The sequence below is a fragment of the Geobacillus sp. WSUCF-018B genome (genome assembly GCF_002809985.1).
Taxonomy (GTDB): domain Bacteria; phylum Bacillota; class Bacilli; order Bacillales; family Anoxybacillaceae; genus Geobacillus; species Geobacillus thermophilus.
Genome location: NZ_PIJF01000004.1, coordinates 45,936 through 68,551, shown reverse-complemented (window position 1 = coordinate 68,551; position 22,616 = coordinate 45,936). Strand labels below are relative to the sequence as shown.

Sequence of the window (22,616 nt, the reverse complement as noted above, 5' to 3'; positions counted from 1 at the left end):
GATGTTCGTTGCAGCGATATTTCGTTTCCGAACGGGAGCGCCGAGGCGAAGTCGTCACGATCAGCGGCGCTGACGCGCACCATATCGCCCGCGTCATGCGCATGAAGCCGGGGGATGCGATCGCTTGCGTCTTTCCGGACGGGCGCACGGCTGTATGCAGCATTGAACAAATTGCCAGTGAGCATGTGCGCGCCCGTATTGTACAATGGAAGGAAGAGGGGCGCGAATTGCCGGTGCGCATTTATATCGCCCAGGGGCTGCCGAAAGGCGAAAAGTGGGAGTTTGTCATCCAAAAAGGGACGGAGCTTGGCGCCGCCGGCTTTCTGCCGTTTTTCGCCGCCCGTTCGGTCGTCAAATGGGACATGAAGAAAGCGGAGAAAAAAGTGGAACGGTGGAAAAAAATTGCGAAAGAGGCGGCCGAACAGGCGGAACGCACGTCATTGCCCGAGGTGCGGGCGCCGCTTTCGCTGGACGCGCTGCTTGCTTTTGGCGAAACGGTGGATCAACGTCTATTCGCCTATGAAGAAGAAGGGCGCGGGGGACGGCACGGTTCGCTGCCGGCGCTGCTTGCCGGCCTCAAGCCCGGCGGCACGCTGCTAGCCGTGTTCGGACCTGAGGGTGGATTTAGCCCTGAGGAGGCAAAGCGGCTCCGACAAGGCGGCTTTTTGCCGTGCAGCCTTGGCCCGCGCATTTTGCGCACGGAAACGGCGCCGCTTTATCTGCTTGCCGCGGCTTCCTATGAATGGGAGCTGCGCGCGCCAGATTGGGAGGCGGCGCAACCGTAATCAACGGTTTGAACAAATTCAGTCATGCTGCTGGCTCAGCGGCATGGCCTGCAGTGAGGTGAACAACATGCCAACAGTGGCTTTCCATACATTAGGCTGCAAAGTCAATCATTACGAAACAGAGGCGATTTGGCAGCTGTTTAAAAAGGCCGGCTACGAACGGACGGAGTTTGAGAGCCGCGCCGATGTGTATGTGATCAACACGTGCACGGTGACGAACACCGGCGACAAAAAAAGCCGCCAAGTCATCCGCCGTGCGGTGCGCCGCAATCCGGATGCCGTCGTCTGCGTGACCGGCTGCTATGCGCAAACATCGCCGGCGGAAGTGATGGCGATTCCGGGCGTCGATATTGTCATCGGCACGCAAGACCGGCATAAAATTTTGGACTACGTTGAGCAGTTTCAGCGCGAGCGCCAGCCGATCAACGCGGTCCATAACATTATGAAAACGCGCGTGTTTGAGGAAATGGATGTGCCGTCGTTCACCGACCGGACGCGGGCATCGTTGAAAATTCAAGAAGGGTGCAACAACTTTTGCACGTTTTGCATCATCCCGTGGGCGCGCGGCTTGATGCGTTCGCGCAATCCACAAGAAATCATCCGCCAGGCGCGCCAGCTTGTCGCCGCCGGCTATAAGGAAATCGTGTTGACCGGCATTCATACGGGCGGCTACGGCACCGATCTAAAAGACTATAACTTCGCAGCGCTGCTGCGCGATTTGGATGAGCAAGTGCCGGGGCTGAAACGGATTCGCATTTCGTCGATTGAGGCGAGCCAAATTACCGATGAAGTGATCGATGTGTTGCAGCGTTCGGACAAAATCGTTCGCCATTTGCACATTCCGCTTCAATCCGGGTCGAACACGGTGCTCAAGCGGATGCGCCGCAAATATACGGTGGAATTTTTCGCCGAGCGGCTTGCCCGCCTGCGGGAAGTGTTCCCGGAACTCGCCGTAACGTCCGATGTCATCGTCGGTTTTCCGGGTGAAACGGAAGAGGAATTTATGGAAACGTACCACTTTATCCGCGAGCAGCAGTTTTCCGAGCTGCACGTCTTTCCGTATTCGAAGCGGACTGGCACACCGGCGGCGCGCATGCCGGACCAAGTGGACGAAGAGACGAAACATGACCGCGTCCGCCGACTCATTGCCCTATCTGATCAGCTGGCGAAAGAATACGCGTCGCGATTTGAAGGGCACGTGCTCGAAGTCATTCCAGAAGAGCAAGACAAAGATCATCCGGGCATGTATATCGGCTATACGGACAACTATTTGAAAGTCCGTTTCCCGGGGACAGAAGAGATGGTCGGCGAACTCGTGAAAGTAAAAATCACGAAAGCCGGCTACCCGTACAACGAAGGTGAGTTTGTCCGCATTGTGCCGGATGGGGCAGCTCATTCCGTAAAGTTAAGCTCATAACCTGATATGGAGAGACAAGCACAGACACCCCAGCCTCGGCTGGGGTTTTTTTCTTCTTTTTCTCGGGAACTATACAGATGACGGCTAGTTTTTGCCTCGCAGACATGGTATGATGGTAGACGTCAGACCTTTTATTTTTTTGCAGCGGCAGAAAGGGGCAAGTGTCCATGACAGTGAACATTGCGAACATGATCGACCATACGCTGCTCAAGCCGGAGGCAACGGAAGAGCAAATCGTTCAATTATGCGCGGAGGCGAAACAGTACGGGTTTGCCTCAGTATGCGTCAACCCGTCGTGGGTGAAAACGGCGGCGCGGGAACTTTCCGGCACGGATGTCCGCGTCTGCACGGTCATCGGCTTTCCGCTTGGGGCGACAACGCCGGAAACGAAAGCGTTTGAAACGAAAAACGCCATCGAAAACGGCGCGCGCGAAGTCGATATGGTCATCAACATCGGCGCCTTAAAAAGCGGAGCCGACGACTGGGTGGAGCGCGATATTCGCGCCGTCGTCGAAGCGGCAGCCGGAAAAGCACTCGTGAAAGTAATTATTGAAACGGCGCTTTTGACGGATGATGAAAAAGTGCGCGCTTGCCAATTGGCGGTGAAAGCGGGCGCTGACTATGTGAAAACATCGACTGGGTTCTCAGGCGGCGGCGCGACGGTTGAAGACGTCGCGCTGATGCGAAAAACGGTCGGCGACAATGTGGGCGTCAAAGCTTCAGGAGGCGTTCGCGACCGGAAAACAGCTGAGGCGATGATCGAGGCTGGGGCGACGCGCATCGGGACGAGCTCCGGGGTTGCCATCGTCAGCGGCCAAACTGGGCGCGCCGATTATTAAGCCCGCTTTTGGCCATGCAAACGCAAGATGGCCGTTTCGATGATGCCGACAAACGGCAACGCGGCGGCTGAACAAATGGTGTTAAACAAGACGCTCACATGGGCGAGCTGCACATCCGGCGCCGGGCTGAGCATGGCGGCAAAACGGGCGAACGGCTCCGTCCAGAAGGCAAAGACGGCAACGCCGGCGACGTTCAGCCATAAATGGGTATAAGCGGTCAGCTGGGCTTCTTTGCTTGAACCGATGGAGGCCAGCAGCCCGGTAATGCACGTGCCGATGTTGGCGCCAAGCAATATCGCGATGGCGGCTGGAAGCGTCAACAACTGTTCGTTTAAAAACCCCATGGCGATGCCGATCGTCGCCGCGCTCGAATGGACGAGGGCGGTCAAGGCAATGCCGACGAAGAGTCCGATGGCGGTCGAGCTGTTCGTTTGCTTGAGCCAGGCGTCAACAAGCGGGTAATCGGCGAGCGGCTTGGCGAGGCTGGAGAAGCCGTTCATGGCAAACAGCAAGGCGGCAAGGCCGACGGCGATCATCCCGATGCTGTAAACGAAGCGGCGGCGTCCTATGAAGACGAGAAGTGCGCCGCCGATGAGAAGCGGAATGGCGCCGTCGCCGATATCGAGTGTCATCAGCTCGGTTGTGACGGTTGAGCCGATGTTGCTGCCTAAAATGATGCCGATGGACTGGCGAAACGATAAATAGCCGGTGGCGACGAGGCCGACCGTCATCACCATGACCGCCGAGCTGCTTTGCACGAGGGCGGTTGCCGCCATCCCGGTGAGAAATCCTTGCCATGGCGCAGCGGTAAAGCGCATGAGCCATCGTTTCAACCGATGGCCGGATAACGCGTAAAACCCGGCCTTCATCATGAACATGCCGATCAGAAAAATGGCGGTGTAAATGGCAAACAGCATCAAAAGCGGCCCCACGGGCGATCTCCCCTTTCATCCTATATGTATGGGCCTCGTCCGCGGACGATGACCACTTTTTTCGGCGCCGGGATCGCGCTTTTTTTATTGACCTTTTCCGCCGGCATGTATTATAATTGACAAGTACAATATGCAATGGTTGTTGTTCGGAGGGAGGGAAGCAGGATGTCCAAAACGATCGTCCGCAAAAACGAGTCGATCGACGACGCTCTTCGTCGCTTTAAACGCGCCGTTTCGAAAACGGGTACTTTGCAAGAAGTGAGAAAGCGCGAATTTTATGAAAAACCAAGCGTCAGACGGAAGAAAAAATCTGAAGCGGCTAGAAAGCGCAAGCACTAAGAGCATGCATTAAAGAGGGTGTATAATCGGTGAGTCTTCTCGATCGTTTGAATGACGATATGAAGCAGGCGATGAAAAACAAAGAGAAAGAAAAGCTGTCTGTTCTCCGTATGCTGAAGGCGGCGCTGCAAAACGAGGCGATCAAGCTCGGCAAAAGCCCGCTTTCGGAAGACGAAGAGCTGACCGTTCTTTCTCGTGAACTGAAGCAGCGTAAAGACTCCCTCCGCGAATTTGAAAACGCTGGCCGTTCAGATCTTGTCGAAAAAGTAAAAACCGAAATTGACATCGTTCAGTCGTATATGCCGAAACCGCTGACAGAGGACGAACTTCGCGAACTGATCGAGCAGACGATCAAGGAAGTCGGGGCTTCGTCGAAGGCGGATATGGGAAAAGTGATGAGCGCCATCATGCCGAAAGTGAAAGGCAAAGCGGACGGTTCGCTCGTCAATAAATTGGTGCAACAACAGCTTTCATAAAACAAGCAATGGGCCTTGCCGGCAGGCGGGCCCGTTGTTTTTGAAAAGCGGTGCTAGAACCCCCTTTTGTCTCATACATATGAGATGAAAGGGGGGTCTTTTTGTATGGTGAAGAAATGGCGCCAGCAGATGAAGCGGTGGATGGCGGAAAAGCTCGAGCTTCCCGCCGATATCGTCATGGATCTGCCCCGCATCACGATGGTGGGGCACATACATATTTACATTGAAAACCACCGCGGGCTGCTCGCGTTCAGCGATAAAGAGCTCCGCCTTTTGCTGCGGAACGGGCAGCTGCTTGTCCGCGGCGAACAGTTTGTCATCAAAACGATTTTGCCGGAAGAAATTTTATTGGAGGGGAAAATCAGCCAAGTCGTTTATATAGAGGAGGACAAACGATGAAAAATGAATGGGTTGACACGTTAGCCGGCAGCGTGCGTGTCAAGGCGGAAGGAAAAGGGATCGAACGGCTGATCAACGCCTGCGTGCGCCAGGGCATCGCCGTATGGAATGTGAAAAATCATAGCCGGGAGACGGCGACATTTTTCATTAAGCTCAGCGATGTCAAGCGGTTTCGCCATATCGCCCGGCAAAGCGAGTGCAAGCTTTCGTTTGTCGGGAGAAGAGGGTTGCCGTTTTTTTGGCGACGGGCGCGGCGAAACAGCGGGTTTGGGCTCGGGCTGCTCCTTTTTGCGGCCATTGTATTTCTGCTGTCCAACGTTGTGTGGAGCATTGACATTGAAGGCGCCTCCCCCGAGACAGAACATCAAATCGTCCGCGAACTAAAACGGATGGGCGTCGAGCGCGGCGTGTTTCAATTCCTGCTCGATGACCCGGAAACGTTGCAAAGGAAACTGACCGAACGCATCCATGACATTACATGGGTCGGCGTCGAGTGGGAAGGGACGTCGCTGCATTTCCGCGTCGTGGAAAAAGAAATTCCGGAACCGAAAGAACCGATCCCCCCGCGCCATTTAGTCGCCAAAAAAGAGGCGGTGATCGCCGATTTGTTCGTTGAAGAAGGACAACCGCTCGTTTCCGTCAATGATTATGTACAAAAAGGTCAGCTTCTCGTTTCCGGCGTGATCGGCGCCGAGGGGAGAACGAAATTTGTACCGGCGACCGGAAAGGTGCTTGGCGAGACATGGTACAAGTCCACCGTTGTCCTGCCGCTTGAGACGACGTTTCATGTGTTGACCGGCGCGTTCGCCGAACGGCATTATATCGCAATGGGCCGCTTTTCCCTTCCAATCTGGGGGTGGGAGAAGCCGGCGTTCGCCCATACGGTCATCGAAACGAAAAAGCGGCCGTTTCGGTTTTGGAAATGGGACTTGCCGGTGTATTACGAGCGTGTTACGATTCGTGAAGCCGAGGAAGTGAAACGGAGCTATACGTGGGAAGAGGCGTTTGCAGAAGCGAAAAAGATCGCCCGCCGCGAGCTGCGGGCCAAGCTGCCGGAAGAGGCGGTCATTCGCGGCGAAAAAGTTTTGCATCAGACGAAAGAGAATGGTAAAGTAAGGGTAGAATTGCATTACGAAGTCATCGAAAATATTGCTGTACCACAACCCATCGTTCAAGGAGATTGAGAATGTCAGAGCAGTTTGTCACGATCAGCCAACACGTGCGCAATCAACAGGAAGCGGCGGCGCTCTTTGGCGTTCATGACGCCCATTTAAAGCGGATTGAGGAAGAGCTTGGCGTGTCGATTGTGACGCGCGGGGAGACGGTCAACGTCTCCGGAACGCCGCAGCAAGTCCAGCTCGTCGATGAGCTGCTTCGCCATTTATTGATTGTCATCCGCAAAGGGGTGGCCGTCAGCGAGCGCGACATCATCTATGCCGTCCAGCTGGCGAAAAAAGGGGCGCTTGACGGCCTCATCCAGCTGTACGAAGAAGAGATTACGAAAAATGCCAAAGGGAAGTCGATCCGCGTCAAAACGCTCGGCCAGCGTTATTACGTGGCGGCGATTGAACAACACGACTTGACGTTTGGCATCGGGCCGGCCGGCACCGGGAAAACGTACTTGGCGGTTGTCATGGCGGTGAAGGCGCTGAAAAACGGCAGCGTCAAACGCATCATTTTGACCCGACCGGCTGTCGAGGCGGGGGAAAGCCTCGGCTTTTTGCCCGGCGACTTGAAGGAGAAAGTCGACCCGTATTTGCGCCCGCTGTACGATGCGCTAAACGACGTGCTCGGAGCGGAGTACGTGCAGCGCCTCATTGAACGCGGCACGATTGAGATCGCTCCGCTCGCCTATATGCGTGGCCGGACGCTTGAGGATGCGTTCGTCATTCTGGACGAAGCGCAAAATACGACGCCGGCGCAAATGAAAATGTTTTTAACCCGGCTTGGTTTTGGGTCAAAAATGGTGATCACCGGCGATATTTCCCAAGTCGACCTGCCAAAAGGAGTCGAGTCGGGGCTGTCGGTCGCGAAGCGCATTTTGGCTTCCATCAGCGGCATTGCTTTTGTGTTTTTGGAGCAGTCTGATGTTGTTCGCCATCCGCTTGTGGCGAAAATTATTAATGCCTACGATGAGGCCGGCTTATAGAGCACAGACCGGGATGGATGGCACAGCTTTTCTTACAAAGCGAGGGGAAAACCGGTGGGAAGGCTTCGTTTTTTTCTCGAGCGGACAAAAGACGTCCGCTTCGTCCGCTTTTGGCTGTTTTTGTTTTTGGCTGCGCTGTTGTTTGCTGTGTTGTACTGGCAAGTGAAACCGCGCCAATATGAGCTGCGCCTGTTTGACGTCGCTAAAGAAACGATCCGCTCGCCGGTGACGGTTGAGGACAAAGAAGCGACAGCCAGGCTGAAAGAAGAAGCAGCCGCCAAAGTGGCAGACGTTTATACGTTGAAAAAAGAATATGCCGAAAACCGTGTCGATCTTCTTTCCTCGCTGTTTGCCGCCATTGAGAGCGTGCAAAACGAGGCGGGTTCGGGCCGTTCGCCCGGTGATTTGACAGCGAAGCTCGAGGAACGGCTGCCGCCGGAGTGGTTTGCCTACCTGTCCTCTGAAGAATGGCGGCGGCTGCTCAGCGCTTCTCCCGGTGAACTCGAGACAGCCAAAGAAGCAGCGTTGACAGCCGTGCATGCGGCCATGAGCGAGCGCATTTCCCAGGCGGAGCTTGACGAGGCGCGCGCGAAAGCAGCGACAGAGCTCAAGTATGCGGCGCTGTCGCCGGCGTTGCGCGAAACCGTCGCCAAGTTGTGCCGGCAGGCTGTCATTCCGAACGTCGTCTACGACCGGACGGCGACGGAAGAAAAGCGGCGGCAGGCGATGGATGAAGTGAAGCCGGTGAAAATTTTGCAAGGGCAAGTGATCGTGGAGGAAGGGCAATTTATTACGAGTGACATTTACCACCGGCTTGAGCTCGTCGGCCTGCTTGGCGGCGGACGCCCGCATTGGCCGGCCGCGGGGCTTTGTTTGTTCGTGCTGCTCTTGCTTGCGCCGCTCGTTTACTATTTCCGCGCCGAGAAGACGAATGAAAACTTGCTGCTTTATGGAGCGGTGTTCACGTTGATGATGGCGGTGACGGTGCTCATTCGCCTGCTGCCGTCCGGCGGGGCCGTTTCGGCCGGCTATCTCGTTCCGGCAGCGTTCGGTCCGATGCTTGTCCGCGTGCTGCTTGGCGAGCGGCTGGCGGTGATGACCGCCATCATTGGGGCGGTGTGCGGCAGCATCTTGTTTAATGAAGAAATCGGGGCGACTGGCGCCGTATCGGTGTCCTTGGCTGTTTATTTGCTCGCTGGCGGCCTGGCTGGGACGTTTTGCCTGCCGAAGGAGCTGGCGAAGGCGAAAATTTGGCGGGCCGGTGTGCTTGTTGCCGTCGTCAATACGGGTTTGCTCCTATCGTTGTTGCTAATGAAAAATGGCCGCTACTCGCTGGCTGAGATCGGCCTTTTTCTTCTCATGGCGGCGGCCTCCGGCATTTTCTCCGCCATTTTGACGATCGGGCTGCTGCCGGTGTTTGAGACGGCATTCGGCATTTTGTCGCCGCTTCGCCTCATTGAGCTGTCGAATCCAAATCACCCGCTGTTGCGCAAATTGTTGACGGAGGCGCCGGGGACGTATCATCACAGCATCATGGTCGCCAATTTGGCGGAAGCGGCGTGCGAGGCGATCGGCGCCGACGGCTTGCTAGCGCGCGTCGCCTGCTATTACCACGACATCGGCAAGACAAAGCGGCCCCGCTATTTCATTGAAAACCAAATGGGCGGCAATCCGCACGATCATTTGTCGCCGCAATTGAGCAAAAATATTATTATCGCCCATGTCACCGACGGCGTCGCCTTGCTTCGCAAGCACCGGCTGCCAAAGGAGATTGTCGACATCGCCGAACAGCATCATGGCACGACGCTGCTCAAGTATTTTTATCATAAAGCGCTCGAGCAAACGGGAGTGGTCTCCGAAGCCGAGTTCCGCTATCCCGGGCCGAAGCCGCAGACGAAAGAGGCGGCGGTCATCAACATTGCCGACAGCGTCGAGGCGGCTGTCCGTTCGTTGGCCAACCCCTCGCAGGAAAAAATCGAAAAGATCGTCCGGGGGATCATCGCCGACCGCCTGCAGGACAACCAGTTGAACGAGTGCGACATCACGATGAAAGAGTTGGAGATCGTCGCCCGTTCGCTTTGTGAGACGCTCAACGGCGTCTTCCATTCGCGCATTGAATACCCGGAAGTACGAAAGGAAAAGGTGAAGCATGCATGACCATTCACATCGACTTTATCGACGAAACGGGCGAAGTGACCGCAGAGCAGCTTGAGATGCTCGAGCAACTCCTTCGCGAAGCGGCAGCGAGCGAGAACGTGCCGGACGGGGCGGAAGTGGGCGTCTCATTCGTGGACAACGAGCGCATTCGCCTGATGAACCGCGACTATCGCGGCAAAGACGCTCCGACTGATGTGCTTTCGTTCGCGTTGGAAGAGGAAGGAGAGGGCGAAGTCGACATCATCGGCGCCGATATGCCGCTGGTGCTTGGCGACATCGTCATCTCCATTCCGAAGGCGAAAGAGCAAGCGGCGGAATACGGGCATTCGTTCATGCGCGAGCTCGGGTTTTTGGCTGTGCACGGTTTTTTGCATTTGCTTGGCTATGACCACGAAACGGAAGAGGAAGAGCGCGTCATGTTTGCCAAGCAAGAGGAAATATTGACGCGGTTCGGATTGACGCGATAGCCATGCGAGGTGCGAGGGAACGGGATCGTTTCGCCTGGGCTTGGGCGGGAATGAAGGCGGCGGTGAAGGAGGAGGCGCATTTGCGTTTTCACTTGGCGGCCGCCGTTGTTGCCTTTGCGCTCGGTTTCGCTGTCGGGCTGTCGCGCTGGGAGTGGATTGTGTTAGTGCTGACAGTTGGTGCGGTCGTTATACTCGAGCTGGTGAATACAGCCATCGAGCGCACGGTCGACTTGGTGACAGGGGAGTTTCACCCGCTGGCGAAAGCGGCGAAAGATATCGCTGCTGCGGCTGTGCTCGTGGCTGCCGGGGTTGCTGTCATCATCGGGGCGCTGCTGTTTTGGCCGCATCTTCGCTGAACGAACGAGAGAGAAAATTCTAATTTTTCTGTTACATTTTCGTTTCAAATGATGAAATTGGCGGCGATTTTTTGTAAAATAAAAGAAAGCAGCGTTTGCTTTCAGGAAAGGAAGAGCCATTCATGGAGATCGAACAGCTCATTGCCGAAGCGAAAAAAGCGCGCGAATTCGCATACGTGCCTTATTCGAAATTCAAAGTCGGCGCCGCGTTGCTGACGAAAGACGGCAGTGTGTACCGCGGCTGCAACATTGAAAACGCCGCTTACAGCGTGTGCAATTGCGCGGAGCGGACCGCGCTGTTTAAGGCGTATTCCGAAGGGGAAACGGAGTTTGCCGCCCTCGCGGTCATTGCCGACACTCCCCGCCCGGTTCCGCCGTGCGGCGCATGCCGTCAAGTGATCGCTGAGCTTTGCCCAAGTGATATGAAAGTCATTTTGGCCAATATCAACGGCGATGTCAAAATCGTCACCGTTCAAGAACTGCTGCCAGATGCTTTTTCAGCGGAGGATATGCATGAATAAGGAAGGATACAAATCAGGGTTTGTTGCCATTATCGGAAGACCGAACGTAGGAAAATCGACGTTTTTAAACCGTGTCGTCGGGCAAAAAATCGCCATTATGAGCGACAAGCCGCAGACGACGCGCAATAAAATCCAAGGCGTGTACACGGATGAGGACGCGCAAATCATTTTTATCGACACTCCCGGGGTGCATAAACCGAAGCATAAACTCGGCGATTTTATGATGAAAGTGGCGCTCAATGCGCTGCGCGAAGTCGATTTGATTTTGTTTATGGTCAATGCCGAGGAAGGGTTTGGGCGCGGCGAGGCGTTCATTATGGAGCGCTTGAAAGAAGTCGATACGCCGGTGTTTTTGGTGATCAACAAAATCGACCGCGTTCACCCGGATGAGCTGCTGCCGCTCATTGACCAGTACAAGGATTTGCACCCGTTTGCGGAAATTGTGCCGATTTCAGCGCTTGAAGGAAACAATGTCGAGCGTCTGCTGGAGCAAATTAAAGAGCGGTTGCCGGAAGGACCGCAATATTATCCGCCGGATCAAGTCACCGACCATCCGGAGCAGTTTATCATCGCCGAGCTCATTCGCGAGAAAGCGCTTCACTTGACGCGCGAGGAAGTTCCACATTCGATCGCCGTCGTCGTCGAACGCATTGAGCGGCGCGAAGAGACGGGCACGGTTTACGTCGGGGCTGTCATCGTTGTTGAGCGCGATTCGCAAAAAGGGATCATCATCGGCAAGCAAGGCCGGATGTTAAAGGAAATCGGACAGCGGGCGCGCGCTGACATTGAGGCGCTGCTTGGATCCAAAGTGTTTTTGGAGCTGTGGGTGAAGGTGCAAAAGGACTGGCGCAACCGCCTTTCGCAGTTGCGCGACTTCGGGTTTCGCGAGGACGAGTATTGACGGCTAGAAAATTTTACGCGACATAAACGGGTTTTGACCGAGCCAACCTATAGGTAAAACCACCAATATGCAATGCCTGCAGGCGGAAAGAGGTGTCATTCCATGCTTGAGTTTACGTGGAAGTTGTTTAGCCAAACAGGCAATATTGATACGTACCTTCTGTTTAAAGAGCTGGAGCGGGAACAACGGTTTGGCGGTGAAGAACAAAACGCCGAACAGGAAGAAATCGACCAGCCGATCTCGTAGTATCGTCGTTGGCTGAAGCGGTGGTGATTCGATGTTTGAGAAGTGCGAAGCGATCGTGATGCGGACCATCGATTATGGCGAGACGAATAAAATTGTCACATTGTTTACAAGGGAATGGGGAAAGGTGGCTGTGATGGCGCGAGGTGCGAAAAAGCCAAGCAGCCGCCTTTCTGCTGTTACGCAGCCGCTCGCCTATGGCCATTATTTGATCCGCCGCAGCCGCGGCGTCGGCGTTCTCCATCAAGGGGAGCTCATTGATTCGATGCGGGCGCTGCGTGAAGATTTGTTTGCCGCTGCCTATGCCGCGTATATTGTGGAGCTCACCGACAAAAGCACAGAAGAGCAAAAGCGCAATCCGTACTTGTTTGAGCTGTTGCGGCAGACGTTACAGTATATGAGCGAAGGGCGCGATTTAGAGATCATGGCGTTGATTTATGAGATGAAAATGCTCCCAGTGCTCGGCATTCCGCCGGTGCTTGACCGTTGCGCGCGCTGCGGGGCGACAGAAGGGAGCGTCTCGTTTTCGGTCAAGGAGGCGGGCTTCCTTTGTCATCGCTGCGAGGAGGCCGACCCGCACCGGATGCCGTTGTCGCCGGCGTCGGCCCGGCTGTTGCGCCTGTTTTTCCATATTGATCTTGCCCGGCTGGGCGCGATTTCGGTCAAAGAAACGACAAAGGCGGAATTGAAGGCGGTGCTGTCGGCGTACTACGATGAATATGCCGGCCTGTCGCTGAAGGCGAAACGCTTTTTGCAGCAAATGAGCGTGCTGAAAGACACACTCGCCCCCGATAGCGGCCAGGATGCTTAATTTTCCTTGTAAACGCGTGATGTAGTATAATATAAACAAGGATGATAGCGTGTGGGACCTTTTGGCAAGGTGGTGAGCGACGATCGAACTGAATAAACGCCAGGAACAAATTTTGCAAATTGTCAAAGACTACGGGCCGATCACCGGCGAGAGCATCGCCGAAAAGCTGAACTTGACGCGGGCGACGCTGCGGCCCGATCTCGCGATTTTGACGATGGCCGGCTATTTGGAAGCGCGGCCGCGCGTCGGTTATTTTTATACCGGAAAAACTGGCACGCAGCTGTTCGCCGATAAGATTAAAAAATTAAAAGTTGAAGACTACCAGTCCATCCCGGTCGTCGTCAACGAAAACGTGAGCGTCTATGATGCGATCGTCACGATGTTTTTGGAAGACGTCGGCACGCTGTTTGTCGTCGATGAGGAGTCGCTTCTTGCGGGCGTTTTGTCGCGCAAAGACTTGCTGCGCGCGAGCATCGGCAAACAGGAACTGACAGCGATTCCCGTTAATATTATCATGACAAGGATGCCGAACATCGCTGTTTGTTATAAAGATGATCCGCTGATTGAGGTGGCCGAACGGCTGATCGAGAAGCAAATCGACGCTATGCCGGTCGTGCGCAAAACGGAGAAGGGGTATGAAGTGATCGGCCGCATTACGAAAACGAATATGACGAAAGCGTTCGTCTCATTAGCCAAAGACGATGTGTGAGCGAAAAGGAGGAACAAAATGAATCAACGCCTCGTTTATGTCGTATCCGACTCGGGCGGGGAGACGGCTGAGCTTGTCGTCAAGGCGGCGGCCAGCCAGTTTTACGCCTCGCCGGTTCAAATCAAGCGCGTTCCATACGTAGAGGATAAAACGACGTTAGCCGAAGTGGTCGCGTTGGCCAAAATGAACCAAGCCATTATTGCCTTTACGCTCGTTGTTCCGGAAATGCGCGAATTTTTGCTTGCCGAGGCGGCGCGCGAAGGGGTGGTCGCTTACGATATCATCGGCCCGCTCATCGAAAAAATGAGCGGCTTGTTCCAGCTGACGCCAAGGTATGAGCCGGGCCAGGTGCGCGTGCTCGACGAAGATTACTTCAAAAAAATCGAAGCGATCGAATTCGCCGTCAAATACGACGACGGCCGCGACCCACGCGGCATTTTGCGCGCTGATATTGTGTTGATCGGCGTATCGCGCACATCGAAAACGCCGCTGTCGCAATACTTGGCGCATAAGCGGCTGAAGGTGGCAAACGTACCGATCGTTCCGGAAGTCGAGCCGCCCGAGCAGCTGTTTCAAGTCGGGCCAGGCAAATGCTTCGGTTTGAAAATCAGCCCGGACAAGCTGCTGTCGATCCGCCGCGAGCGTTTGAAATCGCTCGGCTTGAACGACCAAGCCATCTATGCGAACATGGATCGCATTAAAGAAGAGCTGGCTTATTTTGACGAAGTCGTAAAAAAAATCGGCTGCGATGTCATCGATGTAACGAACAAAGCTGTGGAAGAAACGGCAAGCATCATTATGAAAAAGTTGAAGTGTTAAGAACGTTGGATCCGCCTGTTTTGTCCGCACGATTTCCTGCCGGTAATCGTGCGCTTTTTTATGGCATACGTCCCTGAGTTATATTATAATAAAAAATTGTGGGAAAAATGACCCTGCATAGGTTTAGAGCGGGCATAAGGCGAGTAAACTATTTATAGCTGTTTGTCAAGGAAAACAAGGGAAAAGTTTTCGACAAAAACCGCCGGGCGCCCGAAAAAAAAGAAGGATTTTTGGGGATGATGTAGAATAATAGGGGGTGTGAAGCCTTCCCTTGCTTTAGGGGCCAGGTTGTCCGCTGCAACAAAGTCAAAAAAAATGAAATGTTCCCTTTGGCCTTGAAATATAATATATCGAAGCGCCCTTTCGCCAGCTTGACGCCGTTTGCTTTACGGAGGCGGCGGACGGATTGGGAGGGCCGGCTGTTGCGGGCAAGGGGGAAGGCAAAACGGAGGAATTGAAAAAATTTGTCGAAAGTAAAAGGGAAATCGGCTGACAGCCGAGAATAAATTAAATTATGATACGGGGTTGTTCGTATGGGACATCGCATTCCCGAAGAAACGATTGAAGCCATTCGCCGCGGCGTCGATATTGTGGATGTCATCGGCGAATACGTCCAGCTGAAACGGCAGGGCCGCAACTATTTTGGCTTATGCCCCTTTCATGGGGAAAAGACGCCGTCGTTTTCCGTTTCTCCGGAAAAGCAAATTTTCCACTGCTTCGGTTGCGGAGCAGGAGGGAATGCCTTCACGTTTTTAATGGACATCGAGGGCATTCCGTTTGTGGAAGCGGCCAAACGGCTTGCGGCCAAGGCAGGCGTCGATTTGTCCGTCTATGAGCTGGATGTTCGCGGGCGCGATGACGGTCAGACGGACGAGGCGAAGGCGATGACGGAAGCGCATGCCTTGCTGAAACGATTTTACCATCATTTGCTTGTTCATACAAAAGAAGGACAAGCCGCGCTTGATTACTTGCAGGCGCGCGGATGGACAAAAGAAACGATCGACCGGTTTGAAATCGGCTATGCCCCGGATGCACCCGATGCGGCGGCCAAGTTGCTGGAGAGCCATTCCTTTTCTCTTCCGATGATGGAAAAGGCGGGGTTGTTGACGAAAAAAGAGGACGGGCGATACGTCGACCGGTTCCGGAACCGCATTATGTTTCCGATCCACGACCACCGCGGCGAAACGGTGGGGTTTTCCGGCCGCCTGCTCGGCGAAGGGCATCCGAAATATGTCAACAGCCCAGAAACGCCCGTTTTCCGCAAAGGGGCGATTCTATACCACTTTCATGCGGCGCGGGTGCCGATCCGCAAGCGGCAGGAGGCGCTGCTTGTCGAAGGGTTTGCCGATGTCATTTCCGCAGCGCAGGCCGGCATCGATTATGCCATTGCGACGATGGGGACGTCGCTGACCGAGGAGCAGGCGCGCATTTTGCGCCGCCATGCGGACACTATAACGATTTGTTATGACGGCGACGGCGCCGGGATCGAAGCCGCTTGGCGCGCTGCTGAGCAGCTGAGCGCATTGGGATGCCGCGTCAAGGTGGCATCCCTTCCGAACGGTCTTGACCCGGATGAATATATACGTGTTTATGGCGGTGAACGGTTTGCTGGAGAAGTGGCTGCCGCCCGGCCGCTCGTGGCGTTTAAAATGGCGTATTTGCGGCGCGGAAAAAATTTGCAGGAAGAAGGCGACCGGCTCCGTTATATCGAGGAAGCGCTCCGAGAAATCAGCAAGCTGTCGAGCCCGGTGGAACAAGATTATTATTTGCGCCAGCTTGCGGATGAGTTTTCGTTGTCGCTTTCCGCTCTTCATGAGCAGCTGTCCCGCAGCCAGCGCGAGAGGACAAAGCCGCGGGAGGCGCCCGATGGGGAAACCGCGCGGCCGATGCTGGCGAAAAAGCTGCTGCCGGCTTTTCAAAATGCGGAACGGCTGCTGCTTGCTCATATGATGAGAAGCCGCGATGTGGCGCTGATCGTTCAAGAGCGGATTGGCGGCCGGTTTAACATCGAGGAGCATCGGGCGTTAGCCGCTTATATTTACGCCTTTTACGAAGAAGGGCATGAAGCCGACCCGGGCGCGCTCATCTCAAGAATCCCCGGCGAGTTGCAGCCGCTCGCGAGCGAGCTGTCGCTTTTATTGATCGCAGATGACGTTTCCGAACAGGAGCTCGAGGATTATATCAGGCATGTGTTGAATCGCCCGAAATGGTTAATGCTAAAGGAAAAAGAACAAGAAAAAACGGAAGCGGAGCGAAGAAAGGACTTTTTGACAGCTGCCCGCATCGCCAAAGAAATGATTGAAATGAAAAAAATGTTATCTTCCTCATAATATGGTGGTATGAGTTTTTAAAGGAGGTAATGAAATGGCCGAAAAACCAGCCCAATCAAAGCAGGCCGAGGCGGCTGCCGGCGAAACGCTGGAGCAGGTGAAAGAGCAGCTCGCTGAGCTCGGCAAGAAGCGCGGCATCCTCACATACGAAGAAATTGCCGAGCGGCTTTCCGGCTTTGATTTGGACTCCGACCAAATGGACGAATATTATGAATACTTGGCTGACCAAGGCATTGAAGTCATCAGCGAATCCGATTTGGAAGCCGATCCGGACATCGATGAGCTGGCCAAGGAGGAGGAATTCGACTTAAATGACTTATCCGTTCCTCCCGGCGTGAAAATCAATGACCCGGTGCGCATGTACTTAAAAGAAATCGGCCGTGTCCCCCTTTTATCAGCGGAAGAAGAAATTGAGCTGGCGAAGCGGATCGAGCAAGGCGATGAAGAGGCGAAGCGCCGGCTGACGGAAGCCAACCTCCGCCTCGTCGTCAGCATTGCCAAACGGTATGTCGGCCGCGGCATGCTTTTCCTCGATTTGATCCAGGAAGGGAACATGGGGCTGATCAAGGCGGTTGAAAAGTTTGATTACCGCAAGGGCTACAAGTTCAGCACGTACGCGACGTGGTGGATCCGCCAAGCCATCACAAGGGCGATCGCCGATCAAGCGCGGACGATCCGCATCCCGGTGCATATGGTCGAAACGATCAATAAACTGATCCGCGTCCAACGGCAGCTGCTCCAAGACCTCGGGCGCGAACCAACGCCGGAAGAAATCGCCGAGGAAATGGATTTGACACCGGAAAAAGTGCGGGAAATTTTGAAAATCGCCCAAGAACCGGTGTCGCTCGAGACGCCGATCGGCGAGGAAGATGACTCGCATCTTGGCGATTTCATCGAAGACCAAGACGCGACATCGCCATCCGAGCACGCTGCTTACGAGCTGTTGAAAGAGCAGCTCGAAGATGTGCTTGATACGCTGACGGATCGCGAGGAAAATGTGCTGCGTCTCCGCTTCGGGCTTGACGACGGACGGACGCGGACGCTCGAAGAAGTCGGCAAAGTGTTCGGCGTGACGCGCGAACGCATCCGTCAAATTGAAGCCAAAGCGTTGCGCAAGCTGCGTCATCCAAGCCGCAGCAAACGGCTGAAAGACTTTTTAGAGTAACCGGTTTGTTCGATAGTTTACTTCTTCGGAAGTAAACTATTTTTTCTTTCTTTATGGGAAAGGTGGTCTATCTATGAATCGGCAACGACGGGAAACGATCATCCAAGAAATCGAATATTGGAAACGTTCGCGCCTTCTGCCGGAACATTATTGCGACTATTTGCTCGCGTTGTACACGGAAGGAGACGCCCGTTCGCACGGACGACGGTGGCGCAGCTCGCTCGCCGCTGGTCTCTGTTTATTGCTTCCAGCCGCTGCTCTTGTCATTTATTTTACTGAATTGTCATTCGTTTTGCAAACACTCCTTTTGTCCCTTTTTTTGGCCGCGTGCCTCTTGCTCGTTTGGCGATGGCGGAAAGAGCGGCAGCTCCTTCATTTTCCGCTGATCGGCAGCGCGTGGCTGTTGCTTGTGGAGACGGTTGCTGTCAGCAGCCATTACTTTCCTGGCCAAACCGGTGCGCTTACGGTGACTGTGCTGGCGAACTGTGCCATTTGGCTTGCCATTGGCCGCCTGTTTCGCCTCCGTTACTTTTTTCTTTCTGCCGTTGTCGGTGGGGCGCTTATGGCGGTGGTTGTTTGGTGGCGATGAAGCCGGTTGTTTTTGTTTTGGAAACTTAGGGCTTTTCCTTGTCCGCTATTTACAGTAAAATAAAATTGTTTGCATCGTTCTTTATCATACATAAGGGAGGTAAAAGAGATGAACCGCAATCCGCTCATCCCGTTTTTCATCATTATGGCATTCGGGATTGTGCTGACGTTCGTCTTGTCGTTTAAAGGACTAGGCGATGCGAAGGAAATGGCCAAAGAGAAAAAAGGCGGCGAAAAAACGGAGCAGGCTGCTGAATTTAATCCGGAGCAGTTTTACCAACAAACGTGCGTCAGCTGTCACGGACAAAATTATGAAGGCGGCATGGGTCCGGCATTAAAAGGAGTTGGCGAACGGTTATCGGCGGACCAAATCAAAGATGTCCTGCAAAACGGCCGCGGCGGCATGCCGGGTGGGCTTGTGCCGGCTGACAACATCGACGCGATGACGAAATGGCTCGCCGGTTTAAAATAATGGATGGTGAACATCCCTTTGCTTTTGGCAGAGGGATGTTTTGTTTAGTACAATAGAGGCGCGCGACCTTGAGAACAGGAAAGGAGGAAGGAGCGGCCGCCTTCGCCCAGCGGTGGAAGGAAGGCGGGCTGCACCAAAGGAGCCATGAACGAGTTTCGCCTATCAAAGCGGTTGGCAACGGTCGCTTCCTTCATTCCGAAAGGAGCCGTGCTCGCTGACATTGGGTCGGATCATGCGTATTTGCCTTGCTATGCCTGCCTGCACGGGTATGTGTCAAAAGCCATTGCCGGCGAGGTCGCTGACGGCCCGATTCGCTCCGCGCAGCAACAAGTGGAAAAGACGGGGCTTTCCGACCGCATTTCGGTGCGCAAAGGAGACGGATTGGCTGTCATCGCTCCGGGGGAAGTGGATTGCATCACGATCGCCGGCATGGGCGGCTCCCTTATCACCCGCATTTTGGATGAGGGGAAAGAAAAGCTCGTCGGTGTCCAACGGCTCATTTTGCAGCCGAACATTGGCGCTGAACTGATCCGCCGCTGGCTCTTCGATCATGGGTGGGAGTTGATTGCCGAACGCATACTGAAGGAAGATGGGCAAATTTACGAAGTGCTTGTCGCCGAGCGCGGCGACGCCCGGCGGCCGTACCGCCATCTGGAGGCGGAATTGCTCCTTGGGCCGTTTTTGCGCCGGGAAAACAGCGAGGTGTTCCGCGAAAAATGGCAGCGCGAGCTTCTGCATTGGAAACGGATTATCGCCGATTTGGCGGAGAAAGGGGAAAGCGAGGCGGCTAGGGTGAAAATGCGCGAACTGGAGAAAAAAGTCCAATTGGTAGAGGAGGCGTTGCGATGAGCCGGGTTCCGTACGGTCATGAAGTTATTCAGCTTGTGGAACGGCTTGCCCCGAAACAGCTCGCCATGGAAGGGGACCGGATCGGCCTGCAAATCGGGACGTTGAACAAGCCGGTCCGGAAAGTGATGATCGCCCTCGACGTGCTGGAAGACGTCGTCGCCGAAGCCATCAATCAACGAGTCGATTTGATTATCGCCCATCATCCGCCGCTCTACCGCCCGCTTAAGCAGCTGTTGACGGACGACGGGCACGGGCGGACGATCGCGGCGTGCATCAAGCACGACATCGCTGTGTATGCCGCCCACACGAATTTAGACGTCGCATTTGGCGGGGTCAATGATTGGCTCGCCGAGGCGCTTGGTTTAAGCGAGACGGCGGTGCTCGTGCCAACATATACAGAACCGTTGAAAAAGCTCGTTGTCTACGTGCCGGCGAGTCATGCCGAGGCGGTGCGGGCGGCGTTAGGCGATGCCGGCGCCGGCCATATCGGACGCTACAGCCATTGCACGTTCAACAGCCACGGCATCGGAACGTTTTTGCCGGAAGAAGGAGCGCAGCCGTTTATCGGGGAACAAGGGAAGCTCGAAGAAGTGGAGGAAGTGCGCATTGAGACGATCGTTCCTGCTTCCTTGGAACGGAATGTCATTCAAGCGATGCTGGCTGCCCATCCGTATGAAGAAGTGGCCTATGATCTTTATCCGCTTGACAACGAGGGGCGCCGCTTTGGGCTTGGCCGCATCGGGAGGCTGCCGCAGCCGGTGACGCTGCGCGCCTTCGCCGAACAAGTGAAAACCGCATTTTCCGTCCCGGCCGTGCGCGTCGTCGGCCGGCTCGATGACCTTGTGCAAACCGTCGCCGTACTGGGCGGGGACGGGAACAAGTTTGTCGCTGCTGCCGCCTCGGCTGGAGCGGACGTGTACGTGACCGGCGATGTGTACTACCATACGGCCCATGACGCCCAGGCGCTCGGCTTGCGCCTTGTCGACCCGGGCCATAATGTTGAAAAAGTGATGAAGCAAGGATTAGCCCGCTATTTAATGGCAGAGCTCCGGAAGCGGCAGTGGGAAACGGACGTGATCGCCTCCAGCGTTCATACGGATCCGTTTCAGTTCATCTAAGCGGCAAGCGAAAAAGGCTGTTCCACCAGGCGGTTTTGCCGACTGCGGGACAGCCTTTGTTTATAAACGGGGCGAGCTGTTACTCGTCTTTCTTTGCTTTTACTTTTGGCAAAATTTTGTGCAGCGGCACTTTCCGCTCCCGCTGCCATGTCGCCGGGTCGTTCGGGTCAAATTGCTCGAGGAAGTCGATCACTTCCTTGGTGATCGGCGTTGGGGTCGAAGCGCCGGCGGTGACGGCGACTTTTTTGGCATTTTTTATCCAATTGATGTCGATTTCCGTGACATCCGCGACGCGGTACGCTTTCGTGCCGGCAATTTCTTCCGACACTTGGGCGAGGCGATTGGAGTTGTTGCTGCGCGGGTCGCCGACAACGATCGTCACGTCGGCGTCCTTTGCCTGTTCGGCGACCGCTTCTTGCCGGAGCTGGGTCGCGAGGCAAATTTCTTTATGCATTTCCACGTGCGGGTACTTTTCCTTCACTTTCGCCATAATATCGGCGACGTCCCACTGGCTCATTGTCGTTTGGTTCGTCACCATAAGGCGCTTGTTTTCCAACGCGAGCCGTTCGACATCGTCGACCGTTTCCACAAGGTGAATGCGCTCCGGATTGATGCCGACCGCTCCTTCCGGCTCCGGGTGCCCTTTTTTGCCGATGTAAATGATGTCATAGCCATCCGCGAGCTTTTGTTCGATCAAGCGGTGTGTTTTCGTCACATCCGGGCACGTTGCATCGATCGTGACCAGCCCTTTTTCGAGCGCCCGCTTTTTCACTTCCGGCGATACGCCGTGGGCGGTGAAAATGACCGTGCCGCGGTCGATTTTTTCCAAAATCTCAAGCCGGTTTTCTCCATCGAGTGTAATAATGCCTTCTTCGGCAAACGCATCGGTGACGTGTTTGTTATGGACGATCATTCCAAGAATATAAATGGGCCTTGGCAATGACGGATCCAAAGCCGCATTGCGGGCGATCACCATCGCATCGACAACCCCGTAGCAATATCCGCGCGGGGTGATTTTAATGACTTCCATCGTTTTCCCTCCCTGCCGCCGACCGTGCGGCGGTTGTTCACCTTTCATTATATCGGAGAGCGGAAGGGAAGACAAAGAATAATCGCCCCAAACGGCAACAAGCAGCGCTGGGGCGGAAAATGGCTATATATACAGCTTGGGGGTTGATGGTTTGGGTGCGGCTGGCGTGCGCTTTTCTGCTAGCTCTTCGCGCTTTGGCCGCGGAACGGGGCGTTTCTTGGCCGCCTGCCCTCCTGATTTTCGTTTCTCCTCTTCAGCCGGTGCGCGCTCCGGTTGGGTGGGGTTCTCCTCTTTTTTATCAGCTGGTTTCAACTCACGAAAAATGCGGATCATCGCCGGAAGATTGCGGATGAGCGGCCCGTACTGCTGCACCATTGGCATGACGTTTTGTGCGATGCCGAGCATTTTTTGCACGTTGTTTAACATGCCGATAAACCCGCTGCCTGTGTTGGCTGTTGTGGCGGCGTTGGCGGCTGTGTTTTGCAATAGCGGCATCCCCCATGGAGATGGGACCGCCGTTGGCGGCTGCCCGCGGGAAAATAAACGGGCTAGCAGGCCGCCTGCGCCGCCGGGGCGAGGGAACGGGGCCGGCATGCGGGCGAACGGGGCGGGCGGGGCACCGATGAATGGAGAAGGCATCATCGGGGGCCGGCTGTATCTCATGGCACTCATGACAGTTGCCTCCTTTCCACTGTGCGGATGAACAATCGTCCTCGTTCATACAATATGCGGGCGAGGCGGGAA

At 54.9% G+C, this 22,616-nt stretch carries 26 protein-coding genes; 23 read left to right on the top strand and 3 right to left on the bottom strand.

Annotation, left to right across the window (positions count from 1 at the left end; all coding sequences use genetic code 11):
- Positions 1-8: 8 nt before the first annotated feature.
- The 3 genes from CV944_RS02495 to deoC all read left to right on the top strand — a co-directional run bounded on the left by CV944_RS02495 (position 9) and on the right by deoC (position 3,041).
- On the top strand, positions 9-785 hold the full coding sequence (locus CV944_RS02495; RefSeq protein ID WP_063329710.1) for a 16S rRNA (uracil(1498)-N(3))-methyltransferase: 777 nt from the start codon (positions 9-11) through the stop codon (positions 783-785).
- Positions 786-852: 67 nt separating this feature from the next.
- On the top strand, positions 853-2,202 hold the full coding sequence (gene mtaB, locus CV944_RS02490) for a tRNA (N(6)-L-threonylcarbamoyladenosine(37)-C(2))-methylthiotransferase MtaB (protein WP_033009637.1): 1,350 nt from the start codon (positions 853-855) through the stop codon (positions 2,200-2,202).
- A gap of 167 nt (positions 2,203-2,369) precedes the next feature.
- Positions 2,370-3,041 (top strand): deoxyribose-phosphate aldolase, encoded by a 672-nt coding sequence (deoC, locus tag CV944_RS02485; RefSeq protein ID WP_033009639.1) that lies wholly within the window; start codon positions 2,370-2,372, stop codon positions 3,039-3,041.
- Here the strand turns inward: deoC and CV944_RS02480 are convergent.
- Complete coding sequence (locus CV944_RS02480) at positions 3,038-3,973, bottom strand: Na/Pi symporter (protein ID WP_033009640.1); 936 nt, start codon at positions 3,971-3,973, stop codon at positions 3,038-3,040. The genes deoC and CV944_RS02480 overlap by 4 nt on opposite strands.
- A gap of 165 nt (positions 3,974-4,138) precedes the next feature.
- Between CV944_RS02480 and rpsU the strand changes: the two genes are divergently transcribed.
- The 20 genes from rpsU (at position 4,139) to CV944_RS02380 (ending at position 20,842) form a co-directional block, all read left to right on the top strand.
- Positions 4,139-4,312: a 30S ribosomal protein S21 gene (gene rpsU / locus CV944_RS02475; protein ID WP_008879912.1), complete on the top strand. Its 174-nt coding sequence runs from the start codon at positions 4,139-4,141 to the stop codon at positions 4,310-4,312.
- Positions 4,313-4,341: 29 nt separating this feature from the next.
- Complete coding sequence (locus tag CV944_RS02470; protein ID WP_033009641.1) at positions 4,342-4,788, top strand: GatB/YqeY domain-containing protein; 447 nt, start codon at positions 4,342-4,344, stop codon at positions 4,786-4,788.
- Between the two features lie 105 nt (positions 4,789-4,893).
- The gene (yqfC, locus tag CV944_RS02465; protein WP_033009643.1) at positions 4,894-5,187 is read left to right on the top strand and encodes a sporulation protein YqfC; all 294 of its coding nucleotides are present in this window, start codon (positions 4,894-4,896) and stop codon (positions 5,185-5,187) included.
- Positions 5,184-6,371, top strand: coding sequence for a sporulation protein YqfD (yqfD, locus tag CV944_RS02460; protein WP_033009647.1), 1,188 nt, complete (start codon positions 5,184-5,186; stop codon positions 6,369-6,371). Before yqfC ends, yqfD begins: the two co-directional genes overlap by 4 nt.
- Before the next feature lie 2 nt (positions 6,372-6,373).
- The gene (locus tag CV944_RS02455; RefSeq protein WP_033009649.1) at positions 6,374-7,336 is read left to right on the top strand and encodes a PhoH family protein; all 963 of its coding nucleotides are present in this window, start codon (positions 6,374-6,376) and stop codon (positions 7,334-7,336) included.
- Positions 7,337-7,390: 54 nt separating this feature from the next.
- On the top strand, positions 7,391-9,493 hold the full coding sequence (locus CV944_RS02450) for an HD family phosphohydrolase (protein WP_044743138.1): 2,103 nt from the start codon (positions 7,391-7,393) through the stop codon (positions 9,491-9,493).
- Positions 9,490-9,960, top strand: a complete 471-nt coding sequence (gene ybeY, locus CV944_RS02445) for an rRNA maturation RNase YbeY (protein ID WP_033009652.1) — start codon at positions 9,490-9,492, stop codon at positions 9,958-9,960. Before CV944_RS02450 ends, ybeY begins: the two co-directional genes overlap by 4 nt.
- A gap of 2 nt (positions 9,961-9,962) precedes the next feature.
- Positions 9,963-10,316, top strand: a complete 354-nt coding sequence (locus CV944_RS02440) for a diacylglycerol kinase family protein (protein WP_033009653.1) — start codon at positions 9,963-9,965, stop codon at positions 10,314-10,316.
- Between the two features lie 122 nt (positions 10,317-10,438).
- Positions 10,439-10,837, top strand: a complete 399-nt coding sequence (locus CV944_RS02435) for a cytidine deaminase (RefSeq protein WP_033009654.1) — start codon at positions 10,439-10,441, stop codon at positions 10,835-10,837.
- Positions 10,830-11,738, top strand: coding sequence for a GTPase Era (gene era / locus CV944_RS02430; protein ID WP_033009655.1), 909 nt, complete (start codon positions 10,830-10,832; stop codon positions 11,736-11,738). The genes CV944_RS02435 and era overlap by 8 nt, the downstream gene beginning before the upstream one ends.
- Positions 11,739-11,840: 102 nt before the next feature.
- Positions 11,841-11,984, top strand: a complete 144-nt coding sequence (locus CV944_RS02425; protein WP_020960618.1) for a YqzL family protein — start codon at positions 11,841-11,843, stop codon at positions 11,982-11,984.
- Between the two features lie 31 nt (positions 11,985-12,015).
- Positions 12,016-12,792 (top strand): DNA repair protein RecO, encoded by a 777-nt coding sequence (gene recO, locus CV944_RS02420; RefSeq protein ID WP_033009656.1) that lies wholly within the window; start codon positions 12,016-12,018, stop codon positions 12,790-12,792.
- A gap of 82 nt (positions 12,793-12,874) precedes the next feature.
- Positions 12,875-13,501, top strand: a complete 627-nt coding sequence (gene ccpN / locus CV944_RS02415) for a transcriptional regulator CcpN (RefSeq protein ID WP_255350126.1) — start codon at positions 12,875-12,877, stop codon at positions 13,499-13,501.
- 18 nt (positions 13,502-13,519) lie between these two features.
- Positions 13,520-14,320 (top strand): pyruvate, water dikinase regulatory protein, encoded by an 801-nt coding sequence (locus tag CV944_RS02410; RefSeq protein WP_033009661.1) that lies wholly within the window; start codon positions 13,520-13,522, stop codon positions 14,318-14,320.
- Between the two features lie 533 nt (positions 14,321-14,853).
- Positions 14,854-16,650, top strand: a complete 1,797-nt coding sequence (gene dnaG / locus CV944_RS02405; RefSeq protein WP_033007926.1) for a DNA primase — start codon at positions 14,854-14,856, stop codon at positions 16,648-16,650.
- A gap of 34 nt (positions 16,651-16,684) precedes the next feature.
- Positions 16,685-17,815 carry an RNA polymerase sigma factor RpoD gene (gene rpoD / locus CV944_RS02400; protein WP_033007929.1) on the top strand — a complete coding sequence of 377 codons (1,131 nt, stop codon included), beginning with the start codon at positions 16,685-16,687 and terminating at the stop codon, positions 17,813-17,815.
- Positions 17,816-17,888: 73 nt separating this feature from the next.
- Positions 17,889-18,404 carry a hypothetical protein gene (locus tag CV944_RS02395; RefSeq protein ID WP_100659084.1) on the top strand — a complete coding sequence of 172 codons (516 nt, stop codon included), beginning with the start codon at positions 17,889-17,891 and terminating at the stop codon, positions 18,402-18,404.
- A 108-nt stretch (positions 18,405-18,512) separates the two neighbouring features.
- The gene (cccA, locus tag CV944_RS02390) at positions 18,513-18,875 is read left to right on the top strand and encodes a cytochrome c550 (RefSeq protein ID WP_100659083.1); all 363 of its coding nucleotides are present in this window, start codon (positions 18,513-18,515) and stop codon (positions 18,873-18,875) included.
- A gap of 144 nt (positions 18,876-19,019) precedes the next feature.
- On the top strand, positions 19,020-19,724 hold the full coding sequence (locus CV944_RS02385; RefSeq protein ID WP_100659082.1) for a tRNA (adenine(22)-N(1))-methyltransferase: 705 nt from the start codon (positions 19,020-19,022) through the stop codon (positions 19,722-19,724).
- Complete coding sequence (locus CV944_RS02380) at positions 19,721-20,842, top strand: Nif3-like dinuclear metal center hexameric protein (protein ID WP_033007938.1); 1,122 nt, start codon at positions 19,721-19,723, stop codon at positions 20,840-20,842. Before CV944_RS02385 ends, CV944_RS02380 begins: the two co-directional genes overlap by 4 nt.
- Before the next feature lie 79 nt (positions 20,843-20,921).
- On the opposite strand, the gene CV944_RS02375 is transcribed toward CV944_RS02380, so the two are convergent.
- Positions 20,922-21,872: a 4-hydroxy-3-methylbut-2-enyl diphosphate reductase gene (locus tag CV944_RS02375; RefSeq protein WP_044743145.1), complete on the bottom strand. Its 951-nt coding sequence runs from the start codon at positions 21,870-21,872 to the stop codon at positions 20,922-20,924.
- A 123-nt stretch (positions 21,873-21,995) separates the two neighbouring features.
- On the bottom strand, positions 21,996-22,535 hold the full coding sequence (gene vrrA, locus CV944_RS02370) for a VrrA/YqfQ family protein (RefSeq protein ID WP_100659101.1): 540 nt from the start codon (positions 22,533-22,535) through the stop codon (positions 21,996-21,998).
- Positions 22,536-22,616: the final 81 nt, after the last annotated feature.

Bases quoted from the DNA above. Each gene is read 5' to 3' on its own strand.
- ybeY (WP_033009652.1), top strand. From the start codon at position 9,490: ATGACCATTCACATCGACTTTATCGACGAAACGGGCGAAGTGACCGCA.
- yqfC (WP_033009643.1), top strand. From the start codon at position 4,894: ATGGTGAAGAAATGGCGCCAGCAGATGAAGCGGTGGATGGCGGAAAAG.
- era (WP_033009655.1), top strand. From the start codon at position 10,830: ATGAATAAGGAAGGATACAAATCAGGGTTTGTTGCCATTATCGGAAGA.
- CV944_RS02380 (WP_033007938.1), top strand. From the start codon at position 19,721: ATGAGCCGGGTTCCGTACGGTCATGAAGTTATTCAGCTTGTGGAACGG.
- CV944_RS02395 (WP_100659084.1), top strand. From the start codon at position 17,889: ATGAATCGGCAACGACGGGAAACGATCATCCAAGAAATCGAATATTGG.
- vrrA (WP_100659101.1), bottom strand. From the start codon at position 22,535: ATGAGATACAGCCGGCCCCCGATGATGCCTTCTCCATTCATCGGTGCC.
- recO (WP_033009656.1), top strand. From the start codon at position 12,016: ATGTTTGAGAAGTGCGAAGCGATCGTGATGCGGACCATCGATTATGGC.
- rpsU (WP_008879912.1), top strand. From the start codon at position 4,139: ATGTCCAAAACGATCGTCCGCAAAAACGAGTCGATCGACGACGCTCTT.
- CV944_RS02440 (WP_033009653.1), top strand. From the start codon at position 9,963: ATGCGAGGTGCGAGGGAACGGGATCGTTTCGCCTGGGCTTGGGCGGGA.
- cccA (WP_100659083.1), top strand. From the start codon at position 18,513: ATGAACCGCAATCCGCTCATCCCGTTTTTCATCATTATGGCATTCGGG.
- CV944_RS02385 (WP_100659082.1), top strand. From the start codon at position 19,020: ATGAACGAGTTTCGCCTATCAAAGCGGTTGGCAACGGTCGCTTCCTTC.
- rpoD (WP_033007929.1), top strand. From the start codon at position 16,685: ATGGCCGAAAAACCAGCCCAATCAAAGCAGGCCGAGGCGGCTGCCGGC.
- CV944_RS02410 (WP_033009661.1), top strand. From the start codon at position 13,520: ATGAATCAACGCCTCGTTTATGTCGTATCCGACTCGGGCGGGGAGACG.
- CV944_RS02375 (WP_044743145.1), bottom strand. From the start codon at position 21,872: ATGGAAGTCATTAAAATCACCCCGCGCGGATATTGCTACGGGGTTGTC.
- CV944_RS02455 (WP_033009649.1), top strand. From the start codon at position 6,374: ATGTCAGAGCAGTTTGTCACGATCAGCCAACACGTGCGCAATCAACAG.
- CV944_RS02435 (WP_033009654.1), top strand. From the start codon at position 10,439: ATGGAGATCGAACAGCTCATTGCCGAAGCGAAAAAAGCGCGCGAATTC.
- deoC (WP_033009639.1), top strand. From the start codon at position 2,370: ATGACAGTGAACATTGCGAACATGATCGACCATACGCTGCTCAAGCCG.
- mtaB (WP_033009637.1), top strand. From the start codon at position 853: ATGCCAACAGTGGCTTTCCATACATTAGGCTGCAAAGTCAATCATTAC.
- yqfD (WP_033009647.1), top strand. From the start codon at position 5,184: ATGAAAAATGAATGGGTTGACACGTTAGCCGGCAGCGTGCGTGTCAAG.
- CV944_RS02425 (WP_020960618.1), top strand. From the start codon at position 11,841: ATGCTTGAGTTTACGTGGAAGTTGTTTAGCCAAACAGGCAATATTGAT.
- dnaG (WP_033007926.1), top strand. From the start codon at position 14,854: ATGGGACATCGCATTCCCGAAGAAACGATTGAAGCCATTCGCCGCGGC.